The sequence below is a fragment of the Enterobacter sp. 301B genome (genome assembly GCF_003850715.1).
Lineage (GTDB): Bacteria > Pseudomonadota > Gammaproteobacteria > Enterobacterales > Enterobacteriaceae > Enterobacter > Enterobacter intestinihominis.
Genome location: NZ_PQTC01000032.1, coordinates 1 through 17,529 on the forward strand (window position 1 = coordinate 1; position 17,529 = coordinate 17,529).

Below are 17,529 nucleotides of genomic sequence, written 5' to 3' on the forward strand. Positions count from 1 at the left end.
GCATGGTAAAATGTGATTAAGAGACAGATTAAATTCCATAATAACTTGAATAATATAATTTATTGGAGAATAAATTTATATCTGAAGGCCAGTATTCAATATTAATTGAATCTTTTTTTAATGTTGATAATTCAATTTCATTTATATCAGTGTCTATATTATCAATGCTATTATTAAATTTTCTATTATCTTTGGCATAATTCAATACTGCATTGGCATCAATTTTTTTAAATCCATTTCTTTTTAAAATGAAATTGCAAATATCATTCCAAGAATATGAGGTAAAGTGGAAGTTAGTATCAAGGAGATATAAAACCCCAGAATAAATAAAGGAATCTATAAAATCACCTTTTATTCTTAGGTTAAGCGCAATTTTTGACATAACCTCTTCCTCTTTCGATGTCGTTAATTTCTTTTTTTGAGAAGATTTTCAGTTCACGCCATTTAGCTAATACAGATGTAGGAGGAATGTCATGGGGGGCTCTTTCGCCTGTAACAGGGTAACCATGCCATTCATCGTTATTATCAGATCTAAATTTTGCGATGAATGCATAATTTAAATCTGTTTTTCCGATCTCAATTGGTTTTATAGTAACTGCTGTTGCTTCTACCCACCAATAACAGTTTTTGGAACATATGTACTGTGATTTGATTGCGTTGCCAAAAAAAGACCTTTCATCAGTTTCACTAACAATCCACTGCGTACAATCCACTTTAGGTTTGTTTGTCCTATGTTTTTGATTAACTTTGTATTTCTTGCCTGCAATTATAACTGCAGAGTTTTTATTAATACCTTGAGTCATAGATGTCTCAGTAATATAAAATAAACTGTATATATTTTACACTAACCGGTTGGTGTATGCAATAACTAACAATTCTTATTTTGTTTTGTAAGATTTGACAATGCAGAAATAGATATAAAAATAAGGGTAAGCACAATTAGCTATTTTATAGGTTAACCATGGTTTTAAATTACGTTAGATTTTTTATTTATACGCAAAATATGGATGCATTTAGCTCTGAAACGTATCAGTAGGCCGAAAGGTGAATATATGTGAATCAGCTCTTTTGTTCAATCATTGAATTATTATGAGCCTTGATTTGGCAGAATCACCCCCGTTCATTAGAAGCAAACATTTCAGCTAGGATTTCTGCCGCTTCTATTTCACTACACCCCATCTCCCGTATAATCCGCATCCTTTCCGCCTTTTCATGCTTCTCGGTCATCGCCAGCGCCAGATACAGTGCGGGCGGCACCACCCGAAACAGCGCCTCTACGCGGGGTGACAGCACCACACCCTCAGTATACTGCCCCGGTGATTTAACCGTCGAGCGCAAGAGTTGCCGCTGTTCCTCGGTCAACGCCTTAAACCGACATACCTGATCGATCTCTTCAGGCGGCATCACCAGCAGTTCCCACCATTCGATCATATTGAGCAGTTTCTTCGCTTCGTCAGGAAAATCTGCCAGGTTCTGGGTGGCGAGCCACAGCCAGATGCCGAGTTTGCGCCACATCTTCGAGCCCTTAGTCAGAAACCGCGCCAGTAGTGGGTTAACGGTAATGATATGCGCTTCATCGGTGATGTTAACGATGGGCCGCGCCAGATGCTGGTCGCGCTCGCCGAGGTTATTAATATGATTAATCAGCGAGATATAGCTGATGGCAAGCTGCGCTTCATAACCTTCGCGAGCGAAGGTGGCGAGGTCTACCAGAGTGATATCAGCCTCCGGCCACATCTGGCCTTCACGGTTAAACAACTCGCCTTCAAACCCGGCGCAGAACAGATTGATGGATTCCGCCATCTCGTAGGCTCGCTGGCGGCGAGCTTCTGGCAGGCTGGCATCGCGCGAAAGAGCGAATAACGCATCTCGGATATCCTGCGTCAGCGCCTGACGTTTTTCCTCATAACAGGTGTGCGCGGCGGCGATAATCGCCTGGCGGATCATCGCCCGGTCTGGCCGGGTGAGACGCGCATCTTCTTTCGCCTCGCCGCCGGTGATCATCAGTCGGGCGGTGATCTCCATTTCGCCCAGCACGTCGCGCTGGTCATCGCCGTCGTTCTCTTCGTCCTCCGGTGGTTCGGCGTCGGTAACTGCCTGTTCCACTAGTCGCCACGCATCGGCGAACAGGGGCAGAGTGACGCCGGATCCGGGGCGCAGGCTGATTTTGTTCACCGTCAGGCCGTGGTTGGCGACATAGTCCGCCATCAGGCCAAACGAGTTTCCGGCCTCAATGATAAACAGGCGCGGACGATGCAGCGCCATCAGTTGCGCGATTTTGGCGTTGAGGGTGGCGGATTTTCCTGCTCCGGTTGGCCCAAGAAGTAGAAGGTGGCCGTTCTGCGCGCGGTCCAGCTTATTCAGCGGATCGAAGCACAGCGGCGCGCCACCACGATTGAAGTAGCAAATCCCCGGATGTCCGGTGCCGGTTTCCCGCCCGTAGACCGGCAGCAGCCCGGCGGTATGCTGGACGAAGTTGAGCCGGGTATACAGCCCACGCGTGTCGCGCAGGGGATCGAAACACATCGGCAGCCAGCGCAGCCAGTGGCTGAGTGGGGCGACTTCGTGTTGCTCCTGCACCGGAACCAGCCCGGCGTTAAGCAACAGGCTGTGTAGCTGGCGCTGCTGGCGAAACAGGGTATCGGTGTCGGGCGCATGCAGGTAAAACGCCAGCACACTTCGGTAGAGCTTATGGCCGTCCTTCAGGTAGCTGCGCACCTCGTGGCAGTCGCGGCGGGTGTATTCCGAATCTGTATTGTCGCCAATCGCCCGCTCGGAAAGATGGCTGATGTGCTGCTCCAGCTTATCCTGCGGATATACCACCACCGTCAGGTTCATGATGGTTCCCGCAGGTAACAGATCGAACAGGGCGTTGATGCCGTCGCCGCGCGTGGTTTCTCCGGTCAGCAGACCGGGCAGCGGTGCTTTGCGCAGTCGATCGACCACCACCACTTTATGCGGACGGTTATCCAGCCACCAGACGCCATTTTCCGCATCCGAGCGCGGTTCGCTTGCCAGTAGACGTTCGGAGAAATCGGTGATGACGGGCAGGGATTCTGCTTCAGGTAAATCCAGTTGTCGCCAGAAGGCTTTTTTATCTTCAACGGGTGGCGCGGGGTTAAACCAGCGCACCAGCCAGCGGTGAATCGCCTGCTCGTTCTGGCGGACCGCGCTGATACCCGCCGCTTTCAGCCCGGCGGTGAGACGCTCGCAGATATTATTCAGCGTCTCTTCCGGCGACGGTTCGTCCGGCGAGAAACCAGGAAGCCAGCGGTACACCACCATCCGCGTGCGCCGCCACGTCGCCCGCCAGCGGGTACGGGTGACGGTGTTATCGAGAAACAGCCCTTCATCGCGGGTGAGGGCGGTCATATGGTTTGCCATCTGCGCAAGCCATTCTCGGGTAAAGGCGGAGTCGCGGATCTCCGGCGCGGCGTAAGCGGCAAGTGATACCAGCCACGCCTCGCTGTCGTCCTCATCCTGACAGAAAAACTGCACCACCCACGGGGCGCGCTCGTGCTCATCAAAGGCATCCTGCAATGCGTCGGTGACGGTATCGCGGACCTGTTCGAGAAACGCCGTCGAGCGGCCTTCGGTGCCCACGGGATTTAGCTCAAATACGGCACCTACCGAGCGGCCATCTTCCAGCAGCAGCATCTGCGACTCCGGCAAAAATTCCACCCACGGCAGCCAGTCGACAAACGAAGGGCCTTTGCGGTAGCTGGTATTCAGCGTCTGTTCAGTCAGGACGCGCCGTTCATTCATGGCGGCGTCAGGCGTTCGCCCGGCAGCGCATACTGCGGACGGGTATAGAAGGGGAAGACGGTGCTGTAGCCGGGTACCGGCGTGTTGCTGTTGAGGTGCGGGAAGACGTACAGCACCATATCCGGGTTGGGCAGGCGCGGAAACTGGCTGCGGATGGTGTTCGCCTCAGGTTGAGCCACCGGACCATCCGGCGGGCGGCGCAACTGGGCGCGCGCATCCAGTAGAGCCGCGCTGCCGCCGCTTTGCTGCTGCCACAGGGTAAGCATACTGGCGTCGGGATCGACCGGCATCAGTTCCTCCTGCGAGGTGCTACACCCGGCCAGTAACAACAGAAGTATAAGGATGGTAAATTTCATTCCAGCCCTCCCGGTGTGCTGGCCTGCTGGTATTTCACTTTGCGGCCTTCCGGCTCGTAGTCGATAGCCAGCGGTTCGGTGAGATGCACCGCCACTTTGTGGCCTGGCGGCACATACACGGCGTCGAACATCTGGCCGTAGTGCTGTTTCATCCAGTCGGCGGTCTCTTTTAATCCGCCGCCAATAGCCTGGCCGAGGACGTACTGGCCGTTGTTGCCCGTCACCGCACTGGTGATGCTGCCGTCCTCCACCACGGTGGTGCTTTCACCATTGGCGAAGGCCTGTGCCGCCGCGCCGGATCCCGCCAGCAGGAACTGCGAGGTCAGGTACTCTTTGGCGTTGCTTTTGCGCTCGCCGGGAATACACGGTAGCCCCTGGTTATCCGAGAGCCAGCCGATCTCCTGCTGCTTGTTGCCGGATTTGCCGCCCTGCGGGACGGTGCGGATGGTGCCGTCGTGGAACACAAAGGTCATGGAGGTGATTTGCCCGCGCACGCAGGAGAGCGTCCAGTCGCCGGAAGCGATGCCGGAGACCACCGCGCCCGCCACGTCCGGCAGTTCGATGCCGTTGGCGGTGAGGTTGTCCTCGCCAATCAGCAATTTGAACGGATAGGGATCGTTGACGGTGCCGTTAAGCGGGACGCGGCCAATCAGCGCCGTCATTGCCACCGAACCGGTCAGCGTGGCGTTCTGCGGCAGGGTGTAGATCTTCACGTCAGGTTTTGGCGGCGGTTTGTCGGCTGCTTTCAGGGGGACGCGTAGCAGCTTTTCGTCCACGGGCGGAGGCGCATCGAGTGGCTCCAGCCAGCGCATATCCGGCTGTACGTCGGCAGGTAGTTCGCCGGGCGTCAGTCCCAGACCGGGCGGGATATCGTCCGGACGTTTCGCCATCAGGTGATCGAGCTTATCCAGCAGCCCCCGCTGGCTTTTCAGTAGTTCATCGCGCATCTGATCCTGCTGCCTGCGCATATCGCCGCGCAACTCCGATACCAGCGTGGTTTGTTGCGCTTTCAGCCGCTTTTCGCGGGCCTGCTGGCTTTCGTTATCGCTCTGGATTGACTGAAGCTCCCGACGATACTGCTTCATCTGGCCGACCAGCGTGGCGACGGTATCGGCGGGCGTGTCGCCGTCAATACCCAGTTCGCGCAGTTCCTGCGGCGTTAAGGCAGCCACGGTGCGGGATGGAGATTTCTCCGGCGTGCTTTTGCCTGCCGGGCGCAGCAGCAGCCAGACAGTGAGAAAGACAATCACCGGCAGCAGGATTTTCAGCAGGAGACTCTGGCGCGGCATCATGGTTTCGGCTCCGGCAGCAGGGCGCGGGAAACCGGGCCTTCTGTCACCAGGAACACCACGGTGGTGTCTTCTTCCAGACCACGCGGGCCGAGCCAGTCATGCTGGAACGCGGCGGCGGTGAAATGCCCCTGAAGTTCACGCGGATCGAGCGTGATGTGCTGCCCGCTCTGGTTTTGCAGGCGGATGGCGGTGACGATGGTGGTGTTGACCTGCCATGACGCCAGCGGGGTGGCGGTAACAGGCTGCTGCGGCAGTAAGGTGGTGATGCGTTTCGCCAGCCGGACGGGGGCTGGCGTGACGCCGGGCAGCGCTTCGACGGTGCGCAGCGGCGCATACAGATTCTGCGCGGCATAGCGCACCAGCAGGACGGGCAGGGGCTCCGTTGATGCTGTTACCGGGACGGGCGTTTTTGCTGTGGCAGGCGTCTGCGGCGCATAGCTAATTTGCACAGGTTCAAGTGGCGAATTGCTTTGGGTTGCCTGAATATCCAGCAGGATTAGCTCACCGCTGCCAGTATCACGTAACTGGATTCGGGTGGCTGGGAACGCCGTATTCGCCAGCAGGAAGACCTTACCGCCAGCGCTTTGCAGACGCACTTTGCCTTCAAGCGTGGCGGGATAGCCGATGCGCACCGTTTTCCCCACGTCGACAATCCGCTCCTGCCCGACATGCAACGTGACGGGCAGCGGGATGTTTTCCCACTGCACCACTTCGGTGGCGAAGGCCGGGAGGCTGAATAACAAAGCAAAGAAGACGTACCTCATTCTTTCTCCTCCGCCACCAGACGCTGCGGTGCGGCATCGGTACAGTCGATCGCCAGCTCCCACGGGTTTTTCTCCGTATCAATGGCATAGCGTACGACCTGTAACGGGTAGCGCACCAGCGCCTTTTTTACCGGCTCGTTCTGAAAGTACTCCTCAACCGCCACGTCCAGCGTTACCCGCCAGGCGTCCCGGCTTAATGTCTCGACTCGAGGAAGCGGGTGTTTATCACCGTCATGCACCAGGCTGCTGTAGCCGTGGCCGGGAAGCTCATACACGCCGCGCGTGCGCTCACGCAGTTCACCACCGTTGCGCCGTACCTGAAAATCGTGCTCCAGCCGGGTGTAACAGGCGGGCGTCAGGTAGGCGCGTAACGAGCGCAGGTTACGGGAATAGTCCTCCTCTCCGTTATCCGGCCAGCGGTTAAGCTGCTGGAAGATATAAAAGGTGAAGGCGTAAACGCTGGAGGGTGGCACTTCCCACCACGGGCGGGTGCTGCCGGAGCGCAGGTCCGGCGGGAACCAGAGGGTGAGCTTTTACGGGGCGCTGTACCAACCGTAGCCGACGCCCGCCAGACACAGACATAGCAGAATAATCACCGCCCGCAGCGTCAGAATATGGTTATCGCGCTCGGCCAGCGCATGGCGAAAGCGGCTCATCGCGGACTCCTGCGTACCACCCAGACAGCGCTGTGCTGGATCAGTTGTGTACCTCGGAGATGATGGCGCTCCAGCCAGGCGAGGATCGCCTGCGGCAGCCAACTGTCGGGCTTACCGCGTTTGGCGCGCGTCAGGATGCGTCCGCCGCCCTGAATCAGTAATGCCGCACCTGCCAGCGCCGAACCGGGGATTAACGGCCAGTAGTGGGTTATCAGGGTCAGCAGAATGCCGAACGCGCAGCCGACGCCAAGACCGAGAGCCAGCGCCAGAAACAACTCGCTGGTGGTCAGGCCGCGCCAGACCACGGGCTCGCGGTTGAGGCGGTCGGGGAGAAAAGGGATGGTTGCCATATTACAGGACATCCGAAGCCTGGTTGAGCAGCCAGATGATGACCACCAGAAGAATGCTGCCGACGCCCGCCATCGAGCCCAGATCTTTCCACTGTTTGCGCCCGCTCTGGATCTCTGAGTATGTGGCAATGCAGTTGTTCGCCACCACCAGAAAACCGACGGCGCAGATGGCCAGCGCCAGCAGCACCACGATATCAAAACCGTAGTTTTGCAGTGTCTCCATAATGCCTTTGCCCTGGCCACGCGACGGATCTTCCATCGTCGGCAGATCGGCGAAGGTGTTGAATGCAGGGAATAACAGTAACAACAGCCAGCGCATGATTCCTCCTCAGCTCAGTACCAGCCAGAAACTGACCAGCACCAGTAACAGCGAACGGGCCGCCACCGCGCCAAAACTCTGCCAGCTCAGGCGCTGACGGCAGACACCCTGCCAGGCGACCATTAGCGTCCAGGCGCACCACAGCAGCAGCACGCTGGTAAACAGGCCGAGCACCAGCAGGCTGACGGTCTCCGGTTTGCTCAGGCTGGCGGCCTGGAAAGCGGCGAGTTGGGAGTCAGTCATCGGGATGCTCCCGCTGGTAGCTGGCGCTCAGGGGCTGGACAGCGCGCGGCTGTGCTCTTGACGGGCTAAGGTAGCGGTGGATGCCTTGTTCAACGGCAGATATGTCCTGCTGCGCCTGTAAGTAGTCGAAGAAGTAGCGTGACTGTGGATCGGTGCTGGCGCTGCTCCGGGCGCGCTCCAGTGAGGTTTTCACGCCGTCGAGTTGCTTCAGCGCGAGAGCGAGTTGGGTGGATTCCGGGGAGGCGGAGGCCCAGAAAGATGCACTAAATATCACTAATAATAGTAATTTATTCATGAATATGCTCTCTTGTCATCTGAATTAGACATACAATACGAGAGCAATATGCATATATTCGAGAAACAATTATATCTTGCCAATAAAAGTTAGTATTGCCTGAAGTTAGTAAGCGGGAGGCCTTTTCCTCCTTTTATATTAAGAAGTTTACATATTATTGCATAGTATACAGGTAATATACCAGGGACGTTCAGATGTATCGTATGGTCATTTAAACTACGGATGTGCGGGAACTCATTCCAAATTCCTTTCTGAGATATAAGGTTATTGGCTTCGGCTTGAACGGTGCATGAATTTTCTTTGTATATTTGGACGTAATGCATTATTTCATAGCAATCTTCTATCCCTACTCTTATGTCATGATTTGAAGAACGGTAATGTAAGAAAGGTAAGTTTTTTATCACCTCACCTTCGTTAATTTCATTGTAATTTAACCAAGCTTGGCTTAACGCTTGACCTTTTTTATTATTTTCGATGTTATACCATAACCAAATAGTTATATTTGGATCTTTAATAAGAGACTCTGTAATGCCAAGTGCTTTCAATGATGAAATGTGAAAAAAGTGTTTCTTACTTAGTACGTTGGTTAAGGATAAGCACGAGCCTTCAATAAAACCGTACCCCTTATCGTTGTAATCTAGGATTTTACCAAAATGTAACATTTGATTCCTTAATGTTTTGTAAAGCCTTAATTGCATAGTAATATAAGTTTCCAATGATTAAATTGCAATATAATGAAGTGTATAAATGTATAGATACAATTAATAATAACTAATCGTTATTTTTTATGTACACTGATTATATCTATTCGAGTATGTTGAGGTATGTGTTTTGATATCTAATGCGAAATTATTTTTTCTTGGAGTACTGCTTTTTTGCAGTCCGAAACTATTCATTAAATGTGGGCAGTGTTTGTTTCCTCAGGATTTTGAAATTGAGCATTCCGTTGAGAATGTTATAAAGAGTAGTAATCTATTTCGAGATTCATTCCTATATGCATTGAAATTTAATGTTTTATTGTTCGTGGTTATAATTGCAACGATTTATTTTATGTTTGGGGACAGTTTGTTAGTTCGATACTATGAAAAACATATGTTACTCTATATAGATTTAATTAAGATTATATCTGCATTTATTGCTTTAACTGTTACTCTTGGTCGTGGTGGATGGGCGATCCAGACATATAAGGGAAATAGTCTTACAGAGAGAATAGATAAAGGAATGTTTAAAATATCACAATATGTGAGTGTATCAATTATGCTGATTACAATACTCTGGCCAGTTAAGTAGTTTTATATATAACGCTTAAAGCTACCTGCCACCATCCATACTGTTATCCCAAACCATATGGTGGCTGGTAATAAAACTAACCTCGCAGGCAGAAACAGAGGCTGCGCCAGATAAACCACCCAAAGCGTTGTAGCAACAGAACTGCCATACCTGATGATATAACGGTGGAGAAAAACGGATTCCAGCCCGGAGCCAAACCGCCTCAAATCCCGTTGTACCAGACCTTCTGTTAGCCCGATTAAAACATACAGGCAGAGCAGGGGAAGTATGGCGACGATCCATGTCAGACGCAGCATAAAACTCACCAGTGTATAAGCCAGAATTGTGAGTGTTTTTTGAATTAGTTTGTTGGTTATAAGCACGTGAGATGCTCTGTTCTCCAGCAGCATCACAATTTTATCCCCCTGCGGATGCGGCTGTAACGCAATAACCAGTTCCGCCTGCTCCTGCATCATCACCTGAAAAACATGCCAGCTCTCCTCCTGAGGCCACCAGAAATAGAGCCCTACCAATTCCATTACCACCCGAAGCACCAGCGCGCCGATAACCAGCCCAATAATCCGTCCAGCCAGTGACAGCAGCCAACCAACCGGTCCTTGTGGCGGACGTGAAGGCGGAGATCGTTGCTCACTCATTCCGTTAGCCCCTGCTGGCGCACCTGCATCCATGCCGCCAGTTGCGCGACGGACTCCGGCAGCGGGCAGTGCTTATCCTCAACTGGCAGCGGCAGACGAATTTTCCATAGCTGCCCGCCTTCAAGCAGGGCAAAGGCCTGGCCTTTGGGAAGCTGGATCAGCGCGGCGGTATCCAGCAGCGGTACATTGCGGCTGATCACCTGCTCGTGGGTGTTGCTGGTAAAGCTGTTGATGCCGCCCGGCGTATCGGTGACGCCGGAACTGACCTGGCGGCTACGGACTTCAACTTGTGGCAACTGTTTGGTCAGCAGCTCGGCGGTGGCGGTTTCGCGCACCCGCAGCATAATCAGGTTATTAAAGTTGCCCACTACTTGGCCTGCCTTGGGCGCGCTGCCGATGCGGGCCTGAATGTCGCTCAGTGTCTGGGTATAAGCAGTGACTTGAATACCCGCGCCGCCGCCCTTGTTGACCAGAGGAATAAACTCGTCGCCCATCAGTTCATTAAACTCATCGCAGTGCAGATTGATAGGCGGCGGCTTTTCACTGTTGCCGGGCAGTCCTTCGTTGAGACCAAACTTATAAAGGTACCCGGCGACGCTCACCAGGTCGGCAAACATCGAGTTGCCGACGGCGGCAGCGGCCACCGCATCGGAGAGTGCGTCCAGCCCGACATACACCACCGCCTTCTGGCGGATCGCCTGCTGCCAGTCGAGGATCGGGCGCGCATCATCCAGATCGTGATAGTCCGGAGCGAGCAGAGCGGCGAGCGTGCCAGTGGTCAGCTTTTCCAGCAGCGGCAGCAGCGAGGCGACAATCTTGTCGAAGTAGGTTTTGTCATAGCGCACCGCCGAGAGCAGGCCGTCGAGGATCGGATCGTATAATTTTTCCGCATTGAGGTACTGCTCCAGTGCCACCACGTAAGGATCGCGGCCGAGCATATGGCGTGGCGTGTTTTTGTCGTTAATGCGTTCCGCCAGTTGCGCCACAACTTCCCATGCCCGCGCGTTATGACGCGGCAGCACTATGCGGGCATAGTCGATAAACAGGGCATCGATATTGACCACGTGGCGGGAAATCAGCTGGTAGTCGGGGCGCTGTCCGAGCGCCACCAGGGCGCGGGCGATGATATTGACAAAGCGCCAGGCGAACTCGCGGAAGGCCGCCGAGTTACCTTCGCCGGAAAGCTGTCCTGTGAGGCGCGATGCCACTTCCGAAATGCGGCCAAAGCGCCCGATCGCGTTGTAGCGGGCGGAGATCTCCGGGTAGGCCAGATGGAACAGAATAAAGCGGTCGCCGCGTCCGGCGCGCTGCGCTTCCGTCCACAGACGCTTGAGCAGATCCGCATCGCCTTTCGGATCAAAGACGATCACCACCTCACCACGGCGGATGTCCTGAGTGGTAAGCAGTTCCGCCAGCCGGGTTTTGCCGACGCGGGTGGTGCCGAGCACCAGCGTGTGGCCGGGGCGCTCGCTGAGCGGCAGGGTGACATCAATTTCTTTCAGCTCTACACCGTGCAACCACGGATTGCCGCCGACGGGTGGCAGCGGGCGCACCGGGTTCGGCCAGCGATCGGCGCTGAGCAGTCGGGCAAGGCCGGGCAGGGTATGCTCGCTGTGTTTTTCGATGTGTCTTGCCAGACGGTAACCCCATCCGGGGCGCAGCCAGCGTGCGGCTTCCGGTTGCAGGCAGTCGTACAGTCGTTGGGTGTGGATGGGCTGCCAGCGAAATCCTTTACCGAGAAACAGCCGCTGGCGGCTGACCGGGATTTTCCGGCTGGTCAGCGCGTAGCGCGGCAGGCGCAGGAGGTTACGCTGGTAGCGTACGATTTGCCATCCCTGCCAGCCGCGTCGTAGGGCTAGCAGCATCAGGGCGCAGGCCATCAGTTGGGCTTGCCACGGCGTCAGCATCAGCAGCGGGGCTTGCGTCAGGCAGATTAATGCACCACAGCCAGCGGTGACGGTGCTGTAAAACTCCACAGGCGGGCGCAGCAGCGCTTCCAGCGCGTAGCGGCTCATGGTGATGTGGCCCGTTGCAGATGGCGACTGACCAGCTTCCGGGACGTTCATCGTAGCGCTGACGCAGCAACTGCGCTGTGAGCGACAGGTTTTGCAGGGGATGCAGGGCGTCGCAGGGAGAGTCAAAATACGCCCGGTGCCAGCCGATATTGATCTGCCCGAGCCCCACGTCAATGCGCTTCGGGCTGGTATGGCGGATCGCGGCCAGCAGCGCCTGACAGGCCTGCTCCCGGTTGGCGTAGCGGTAGCCGGTGCCTTTGATATTGAGCGTCCACGGCCACGGTAGATGCCTGCCGCTCAGGTTCGCCCCGCTTTCGGTCTGTGTGACGGCCCACAGCAGTTCCGGCGGCACGCGGGAATGCTCCGCGGCGCGCAGGTACGCTTCCGGCAGCGGCTGCGCCAGTGCCAGACAGGGCAGCAGCAGGATCAGGGCAGAACCTCGCGCCATTGCTCCCCCTTACGTTCCAGCGCCACCGGGATTTTGCTCTGCCCCAAAAGCAGCCAGCGGCCCGCGTCGTGGTTAAGCGTGATGCTGTGTTCACTCACCAGTTTTGCGTCAATACCATGCGCCATCGCCCAGCGGCGGACCCGGTTATCATCGCCTTCGCTGTTGACCAGCCAGATATCCAGCGGACGCTGTTGTGCCAGCAGGGTACGTAGCAGGCTGTCGCAGGGCGGGCAGTCATCTTTAACGAACAGCGAAACGCGGGAAGTGCTGGCAGAGGTGGTTTTCAGCGGCGTCAGGCCCGGATACAGGCGCTGCCAGGCGGCATCATAGGCACGCTGGAAGGCGAGTTCTTTCTCCAGCCGCTGGTATTCCTGCCTGACCAGCAGTTCGGCGAAGTGCTGACGTTCGTGGTCAGTGTTGGCTTCGACGCCCAGGGTGGTCAGTGGATCAAGTCCCGGCGACCAGACGCCGCGCGCCTGCTGTTTCAGCGTGAGATAGAGCTGCCACTCCTCTGGTGTGATACCCCAGACGGTGGCCTGCTGTTGCGTGGTCAGCGGCCTGAGAGCTGAGTCCGCATTCTTGCTGGTCTGCATCTGAAGCGGTTGCGCTAGCACACTGGTGGTGAACAGTAACAGGATAATCAGGCGTTTCATCGCTTACTCCAGCATCTTCAGTGTTAGCTGGCGTTTGCCGTGACGGAACACGGCCCGGCGCTCATCAAACCGCTCCAGCCGCCAGCTATGCCACTGTTCTCCGCTGCGCAACCACACCACCTGATGGAGGTAAACGGCTTCCGGCGGCACGATTACGGCCAGTCGGATATCGCCACGCTGTACGGTTCCGGCGAGAAAAAACGGGGCCATTAACGGCCCCAAAGGGCGGAGGGACGCGGGATGACGGTAAGCCACCGTCGGGGGGAGGGAATGGTCGCTGGAGAAACAGATTTCGCGGCGGTTTTCGTCGGTGGTTATTCGCCACGCCGGGCCCACCAGTAGTTGCAGGGCGGCCTTCAGGCGCAGCGGGCCGGTGTGATACTGGCTCAGCGGTAACGGGAGGCTATAAAGCTGCGCCCGGCGCGCATCGGCAAGACACAGGCTCCAGCCGCTGTCGCGTAGCAGGTACTGCAGCGCTTCTCCGACCGTCGGGTGAAAACCGGGCGGAACGGACAGGGCGGTAAGCTGTTCGAGTGGCGGCTGTTGCGGTGACGTGCTGACCAGCAGATAGCGGTCGTAGCGGACGACTTCTGGCATGGCAGGGGAGGCGGCCACGCCGTTGAAAATAAACAGGAGCAGGGCTGGCAGCAGTCGTTTCATCACATCCTCCACAGTGCTTTTACAGGAGCGTGCAGGATGAGAGGGGAAGGGACTACCGACAACTGTTTGCGGCGTCAAAAAATAGCGCCCAGTTAAGGGCGCAAAATCAGATCAGTAAGGGAATCTTTCCCCCATCAGCCCCAGCGTGGCGGCGATGGGGATGCCTTGCTCAGAAAAATGAACGCGTAACGTCAGCCTGACGGTTTGCTGCTGCGTGCTGCCGTTGGTTTTCTGCGTTAGCACCGAGCGGTAATCGATACGAATGATGCGCTGCGGCGGTTGGTGGGAGATAAAGGCCACTACTGCTGCCATTTCAACACCTTTCAGCAGGTCCCTGATGGCGTTGTCATTCCGGTCTTCAAGACAGTGCTTGTGGGCCGGAAGGGTAATGGCCAGATCCAGCGGCAAGCCAGCGTCCAGCGCCTCGCCATCAAGGTTAAACAGTTTGCCCCGGTCAAGGGCTTCTTCACGTGAGTTCAATACGGTATTCATCATGCGTCTCTCCGGTAAAAGGCCAGGGAAACGCCCCGACGGGGAATTTCCCCGGCAGGGTGAATGCTGTGCGTCAGAACTGCGGTACAGGCTCTGCTGGCGGTGCGGCTAGCGCTGGCTGGGATTCTGCTTCGCGTTCTGCCCGGTAAACCTCTTCACCGTCAATTTTGATGAGCCCGATGTGCAGCAGATGGGCTTTCAGACTGACGCCGGTTTCGCCTTTACGGTCGCCTTTGCTGTAGACAAAGGTGTCGGCATACAGATCGCCGAGGCGGAACTGGATCAGTACCTTGCGCTTCTGCTCACAGGCGTCGATACAGCGGCGCACCAGTTTCTGCGCTTCCTTGCCGCTGACGCGGCAGTCGAACCAGGTGTGCTCCGCGTTGCTGGCTTCGCCCCGTAGTGCGGCAATGTCGCAACACAGGAACGGTTCGCCTTTTTTCGGGGTCACTTCCCGGATCCGGTTGAGGTAGCCCAGACCGCTGGTGTACAGGTTGAAGTAGTGGGTATCGTTCATGGTGGTATCTCCGTGTTGAAAGGTGCGGAGGTCCCATGCGCGGGGATGCCCCGCTTCGGGTTTGGCTCATGGGCTGCAAGCCCTCAGAGTTACTGGCAGTACGGGCATTCCGCGCTGTGCGCCTCCGCGTTTCAGGAATGCATGGCGGGTTTTGCTGATAACGGCATTACAGCAACAGCTTTCGGGGTGAGAGGACAGCGAGATTTGTTACCGGTGGCTGAATAATTTCCGTGACAGGCCGGGCGGAGAATCTGTGATCCTCATCACAAAATTGCGCTTCGGTGAGTTGAAAAGTAGCCCAGTAACCTTACATAGAAAGCGGGTAAGGAACACCTGCCCACAAGACATGAACTTTTTGAATATTCTTTTTTACTGTTCAGGAGGTACATGATGACTCTCAGAACTTTTCCTGTATTACACGATCTCTCCGACTCTCTGTTTGCGGACCGTTTTAACCGTATCGATCGCCTTTTTAGCCAGCTAACCGGCAGTACGCCGTTGCCCTCCACGCCTTCTTACAATATCCGGCGGCTGGGGGATAATCGCTATGAACTGACGCTCAGCGTGCCGGGCTGGAAAGAGAGCGAACTGGAAATTGAAACCGTCGGCGGTCAGCTGAACATCAGCGGTAAACGTGAAGAGGAGAAAACCGAAAACGGCGAAGAAGGATGGATCCATCGGGGTATCAGCCGTAGCGACTTCCGGGCCAGCTATAGTCTGCCGAAGCATGTGAAAGTGACCGGCGCTTCGCTGGAAAACGGCTTGCTGGCGATTGAATTACACCAGGATATCCCGGAAGAAGAGAAACCGCAGCGCATCGCCATCAACAACAACCCGGCGATTGAACACAAGCCGTAATCATTGACTGACGTTGTTTTCACGCCCGGCAAACGCCGGGCGTTTTGCTAACCTGATGGGGCGATTTTCTGGCCCCTGACTATTTGAGCCGTGAGCGCTGTAACGGCCTCTTTCTGCTGCACCAGGAACGCCTCCAGCCCCATTTTCCCCGTCGCGATGTCATCCAGCATCTGCTCCCATAGCGCAGTGGTGCCCGGATCTTTCAGCGTTTCCGGCAGGGCGTCAATCAGCGTGCTGGCGGTATCCGTTGCCAGCAGAAAGCGTCGCTGCTTAATCAGATAACCGCGCTTAAGCAGCGTCTGGATAATCCCGGCGCGGGTGGCTTCGGTGCCAATACCGGCGTTCTCTTTCAGCCGCTGCTTCAGGCGTTCATCGCTGACAAAACGGGCGGCATTTTTCATCGCTGCAATCAGCGTCCCTTCCGTGTAGTGCTCCGGCGGCTGGGTCTGGCGGGCGCGAACGTCCACCTGTTCCACCTCGCAGGTTTGCCCCTGTTGCAGGGCGGGGATGGACTGTGTTTCTTCCGGCGATTGGGTTGCCATCTCGCGCAAAAACAGTTGCCGCCAGCCGCTGACAATCACCACAGAACCTCGGGCAGCCAGCGTTTCCCCGGCTCAGTTCAGGCGCAGGTCAGTTTTATCCACCTCATGGTCCGGCAAAAACTGCGCCAGAAAATGGTTGCGTACCAGACCGTAGACCTTGCGCTCGCTGTCGTTTAGCTGCGTCAGATCTACCGTTTTACGGGTCGGGATGATGCCATGGTGGGCTGTGATTTTGCTGTCGTCCCACAGTCGTGAGCGTTGTTGCAGATTCAGTTGCGTGGCGAGGGGCTGGAGTGAGGTGTCGCTGGCGACCAGTGCGGCCAGTACCTGTGGTGCTTCAGCGTGCATGGAAAGCGGCAGATAACCGCAATCGGTGCGCGGATAGGTGGTGGCCTTATGGGTTTCATACAGGCGCTGGGCGATATCCAGAACCTCCTGTGCGCCCATGCCCCACTGTTTTGAGCAGACCTGCTGCAGGGCGCTGAGGGTGAAGGCCAGCGGTGGCGGCGTTTTCTCCCGCCGGGTTGTCACGACCATTACCAGCGCGGTTCCGGCCTGTTGCAGGTGCGCGGTGGCCTCGCGGGCGGCGGACTCGCGGATACAGCGCCCTTCGTCGTCGCAGTACGCACTATCCGGCTGCCACTGCGCCAGAAACGAAGCCCCCTCTGCATGCAGTCGGGCGCCCACCCGCCACCAGGGGCGGGGCGTGAAACGGGTGATCTCCCGGTCGCGTTCCACCACCAGACGCAGGGTCGGTGTCTGCACCCGACCCACGGAGAGCACGCCTTTGTGCCGCCGGTTCATCAGCGTGCAGGCGCGGGTCATGTTGATGCCGACCAGCCAGTCGGCGCGGGCGCGCGCCAGTCCAGCCTGGTACAGCGGAAACGTACTGTCACCGGGTCGCATCGCAGCAAGCGCCTTGTGGATACTGGCGTCATCCAGCGCCGACAGCCACAGCCGCTGGACCGGACCGCGCCAGCGGCATTGTTCCAGAATTTCGCGGGCGATGGTTTCGCCTTCGCGGTCGGCGTCGGTGGCAATCACCACTGCATCCGCCTGTTTCAGCAGCTTCTCAATGATGCGGAACTGCTTGCGCTCCTCCGGGCGGATCACCAGCCGCCATGCCGGGGGAATAAACGGCAGATGCTCTGCCCGCCAGTGTTTCAGCGCCGGATCGTAATCCTCCGGCGCGGCCATGCTCAGCAGATGGCCGAAGCACCAGGTGATGGTCACGGTGGCGTTATGTAGGTAGCCGTCGCTGCAGTTACGGGCGTCAAGAACGCGGGCGATATCGCGCGCCTGAGAGGGTTTTTCGCACAGGTAAAGTTGCATGGGCTGTCTCCGGTGAAAGGGAGTTCAGCATGGTGTGCCGGAGGGAT

General features: G+C 56.2%; 18 protein-coding genes and 2 pseudogenes. 1 reads left to right on the plus strand and 19 read right to left on the minus strand.

What is annotated here, in order from left to right; all coding sequences use genetic code 11:
- Positions 1 to 28: 28 nt before the first annotated feature.
- From C3451_RS21705 to C3451_RS21795, 18 genes and pseudogenes are all read right to left on the minus strand, one after another.
- Positions 29 to 382, minus strand: a complete 354-nt coding sequence (locus C3451_RS21705) for a hypothetical protein (RefSeq protein WP_124304409.1) — start codon at positions 380 to 382, stop codon at positions 29 to 31.
- Positions 363 to 803, minus strand: a complete 441-nt coding sequence (locus C3451_RS21710) for a hypothetical protein (RefSeq protein ID WP_124304410.1) — start codon at positions 801 to 803, stop codon at positions 363 to 365. The genes C3451_RS21705 and C3451_RS21710 overlap by 20 nt, the downstream gene beginning before the upstream one ends.
- A 307-nt stretch (positions 804 to 1,110) precedes the next feature.
- Positions 1,111 to 3,765, minus strand: a complete 2,655-nt coding sequence (locus C3451_RS21715) for a conjugative transfer ATPase (protein WP_063850974.1) — start codon at positions 3,763 to 3,765, stop codon at positions 1,111 to 1,113.
- Positions 3,762 to 4,121, minus strand: coding sequence for a TIGR03751 family conjugal transfer lipoprotein (locus C3451_RS21720; RefSeq protein ID WP_063850977.1), 360 nt, complete (start codon positions 4,119 to 4,121; stop codon positions 3,762 to 3,764). The genes C3451_RS21715 and C3451_RS21720 overlap by 4 nt, the downstream gene beginning before the upstream one ends.
- Entirely contained in the window at positions 4,118 to 5,413 is a 1,296-nt protein-coding gene (locus C3451_RS21725; protein ID WP_063850980.1) for a TIGR03752 family integrating conjugative element protein, read from the minus strand. Before C3451_RS21725 ends, C3451_RS21720 begins: the two co-directional genes overlap by 4 nt.
- Complete coding sequence (locus C3451_RS21730; RefSeq protein WP_063850981.1) at positions 5,410 to 6,177, minus strand: TIGR03749 family integrating conjugative element protein; 768 nt, start codon at positions 6,175 to 6,177, stop codon at positions 5,410 to 5,412. The genes C3451_RS21725 and C3451_RS21730 overlap by 4 nt, the downstream gene beginning before the upstream one ends.
- Positions 6,174 to 6,833 (minus strand): annotated as a pseudogene (locus C3451_RS21735) (PFL_4703 family integrating conjugative element protein). Before C3451_RS21735 ends, C3451_RS21730 begins: the two are co-directional and overlap by 4 nt.
- On the minus strand, positions 6,830 to 7,183 hold the full coding sequence (locus C3451_RS21740) for a TIGR03750 family conjugal transfer protein (protein ID WP_063851033.1): 354 nt from the start codon (positions 7,181 to 7,183) through the stop codon (positions 6,830 to 6,832). Before C3451_RS21740 ends, C3451_RS21735 begins: the two are co-directional and overlap by 4 nt.
- Before the next feature lies 1 nt (position 7,184).
- Entirely contained in the window at positions 7,185 to 7,502 is a 318-nt protein-coding gene (locus C3451_RS21745; protein WP_057058000.1) for a TIGR03745 family integrating conjugative element membrane protein, read from the minus strand.
- A 9-nt stretch (positions 7,503 to 7,511) separates the two neighbouring features.
- Positions 7,512 to 7,745 carry a TIGR03758 family integrating conjugative element protein gene (locus tag C3451_RS21750; RefSeq protein ID WP_057058002.1) on the minus strand — a complete coding sequence of 78 codons (234 nt, stop codon included), beginning with the start codon at positions 7,743 to 7,745 and terminating at the stop codon, positions 7,512 to 7,514.
- Positions 7,738 to 8,040: an RAQPRD family integrative conjugative element protein gene (locus tag C3451_RS21755; protein WP_063850983.1), complete on the minus strand. Its 303-nt coding sequence runs from the start codon at positions 8,038 to 8,040 to the stop codon at positions 7,738 to 7,740. Before C3451_RS21755 ends, C3451_RS21750 begins: the two co-directional genes overlap by 8 nt.
- An 89-nt stretch (positions 8,041 to 8,129) precedes the next feature.
- Complete coding sequence (locus C3451_RS21760) at positions 8,130 to 8,702, minus strand: hypothetical protein (RefSeq protein WP_063850987.1); 573 nt, start codon at positions 8,700 to 8,702, stop codon at positions 8,130 to 8,132.
- Positions 8,703 to 9,332: 630 nt separating this feature from the next.
- Positions 9,333 to 9,965 carry a DUF4400 domain-containing protein gene (locus C3451_RS21765; RefSeq protein WP_063850992.1) on the minus strand — a complete coding sequence of 211 codons (633 nt, stop codon included), beginning with the start codon at positions 9,963 to 9,965 and terminating at the stop codon, positions 9,333 to 9,335.
- A complete protein-coding gene (traD, locus tag C3451_RS21770; protein WP_063850994.1) occupies positions 9,962 to 11,980 on the minus strand; it encodes a type IV conjugative transfer system coupling protein TraD in 2,019 nt (672 codons plus the stop codon). Before traD ends, C3451_RS21765 begins: the two co-directional genes overlap by 4 nt.
- Positions 11,981 to 12,406: 426 nt before the next feature.
- Positions 12,407 to 13,081, minus strand: a complete 675-nt coding sequence (locus C3451_RS21780; protein ID WP_124304411.1) for a TIGR03759 family integrating conjugative element protein — start codon at positions 13,079 to 13,081, stop codon at positions 12,407 to 12,409.
- Positions 13,082 to 13,084: 3 nt separating this feature from the next.
- A complete protein-coding gene (locus tag C3451_RS21785; RefSeq protein WP_063851000.1) occupies positions 13,085 to 13,741 on the minus strand; it encodes a pilus assembly protein PilL in 657 nt (218 codons plus the stop codon).
- 111 nt (positions 13,742 to 13,852) lie between these two features.
- Complete coding sequence (locus tag C3451_RS21790) at positions 13,853 to 14,236, minus strand: hypothetical protein (protein WP_063851002.1); 384 nt, start codon at positions 14,234 to 14,236, stop codon at positions 13,853 to 13,855.
- A 70-nt stretch (positions 14,237 to 14,306) separates the two neighbouring features.
- Positions 14,307 to 14,750 carry an STY4534 family ICE replication protein gene (locus tag C3451_RS21795; protein WP_063851004.1) on the minus strand — a complete coding sequence of 148 codons (444 nt, stop codon included), beginning with the start codon at positions 14,748 to 14,750 and terminating at the stop codon, positions 14,307 to 14,309.
- A gap of 387 nt (positions 14,751 to 15,137) precedes the next feature.
- On the opposite strand from C3451_RS21795, the gene C3451_RS21805 reads away from it, so the two are divergent.
- A complete protein-coding gene (locus C3451_RS21805) occupies positions 15,138 to 15,608 on the plus strand; it encodes an Hsp20 family protein (protein WP_080470289.1) in 471 nt (156 codons plus the stop codon).
- A gap of 47 nt (positions 15,609 to 15,655) precedes the next feature.
- Here the strand turns inward: C3451_RS21805 and C3451_RS21810 are convergent.
- A pseudogene (locus C3451_RS21810) lies at positions 15,656 to 17,482 on the minus strand (DNA topoisomerase III).
- Positions 17,483 to 17,529 lie beyond the last annotated feature (47 nt).

What these genes read in the sequence shown, in the direction of transcription:
- C3451_RS21705 (WP_124304409.1), bottom strand. Translation starts at nt 382, where the DNA reads ATGTCAAAAATTGCGCTTAACCTAAGAATAAAAGGTGATTTTATAGAT.
- C3451_RS21710 (WP_124304410.1), bottom strand. Translation starts at nt 803, where the DNA reads ATGACTCAAGGTATTAATAAAAACTCTGCAGTTATAATTGCAGGCAAG.
- C3451_RS21715 (WP_063850974.1), bottom strand. Translation starts at nt 3,765, where the DNA reads ATGAATGAACGGCGCGTCCTGACTGAACAGACGCTGAATACCAGCTAC.
- C3451_RS21720 (WP_063850977.1), bottom strand. Translation starts at nt 4,121, where the DNA reads ATGAAATTTACCATCCTTATACTTCTGTTGTTACTGGCCGGGTGTAGC.
- C3451_RS21725 (WP_063850980.1), bottom strand. Translation starts at nt 5,413, where the DNA reads ATGATGCCGCGCCAGAGTCTCCTGCTGAAAATCCTGCTGCCGGTGATT.
- C3451_RS21730 (WP_063850981.1), bottom strand. Translation starts at nt 6,177, where the DNA reads ATGAGGTACGTCTTCTTTGCTTTGTTATTCAGCCTCCCGGCCTTCGCC.
- C3451_RS21740 (WP_063851033.1), bottom strand. Translation starts at nt 7,183, where the DNA reads ATGGCAACCATCCCTTTTCTCCCCGACCGCCTCAACCGCGAGCCCGTG.
- C3451_RS21745 (WP_057058000.1), bottom strand. Translation starts at nt 7,502, where the DNA reads ATGCGCTGGCTGTTGTTACTGTTATTCCCTGCATTCAACACCTTCGCC.
- C3451_RS21750 (WP_057058002.1), bottom strand. Translation starts at nt 7,745, where the DNA reads ATGACTGACTCCCAACTCGCCGCTTTCCAGGCCGCCAGCCTGAGCAAA.
- C3451_RS21755 (WP_063850983.1), bottom strand. Translation starts at nt 8,040, where the DNA reads ATGAATAAATTACTATTATTAGTGATATTTAGTGCATCTTTCTGGGCC.
- C3451_RS21760 (WP_063850987.1), bottom strand. Translation starts at nt 8,702, where the DNA reads ATGTTACATTTTGGTAAAATCCTAGATTACAACGATAAGGGGTACGGT.
- C3451_RS21765 (WP_063850992.1), bottom strand. Translation starts at nt 9,965, where the DNA reads ATGAGTGAGCAACGATCTCCGCCTTCACGTCCGCCACAAGGACCGGTT.
- traD (WP_063850994.1), bottom strand. Translation starts at nt 11,980, where the DNA reads ATGAGCCGCTACGCGCTGGAAGCGCTGCTGCGCCCGCCTGTGGAGTTT.
- C3451_RS21780 (WP_124304411.1), bottom strand. Translation starts at nt 13,081, where the DNA reads ATGAAACGCCTGATTATCCTGTTACTGTTCACCACCAGTGTGCTAGCG.
- C3451_RS21785 (WP_063851000.1), bottom strand. Translation starts at nt 13,741, where the DNA reads ATGAAACGACTGCTGCCAGCCCTGCTCCTGTTTATTTTCAACGGCGTG.
- C3451_RS21790 (WP_063851002.1), bottom strand. Translation starts at nt 14,236, where the DNA reads ATGATGAATACCGTATTGAACTCACGTGAAGAAGCCCTTGACCGGGGC.
- C3451_RS21795 (WP_063851004.1), bottom strand. Translation starts at nt 14,750, where the DNA reads ATGAACGATACCCACTACTTCAACCTGTACACCAGCGGTCTGGGCTAC.
- C3451_RS21805 (WP_080470289.1), top strand. Translation starts at nt 15,138, where the DNA reads ATGATGACTCTCAGAACTTTTCCTGTATTACACGATCTCTCCGACTCT.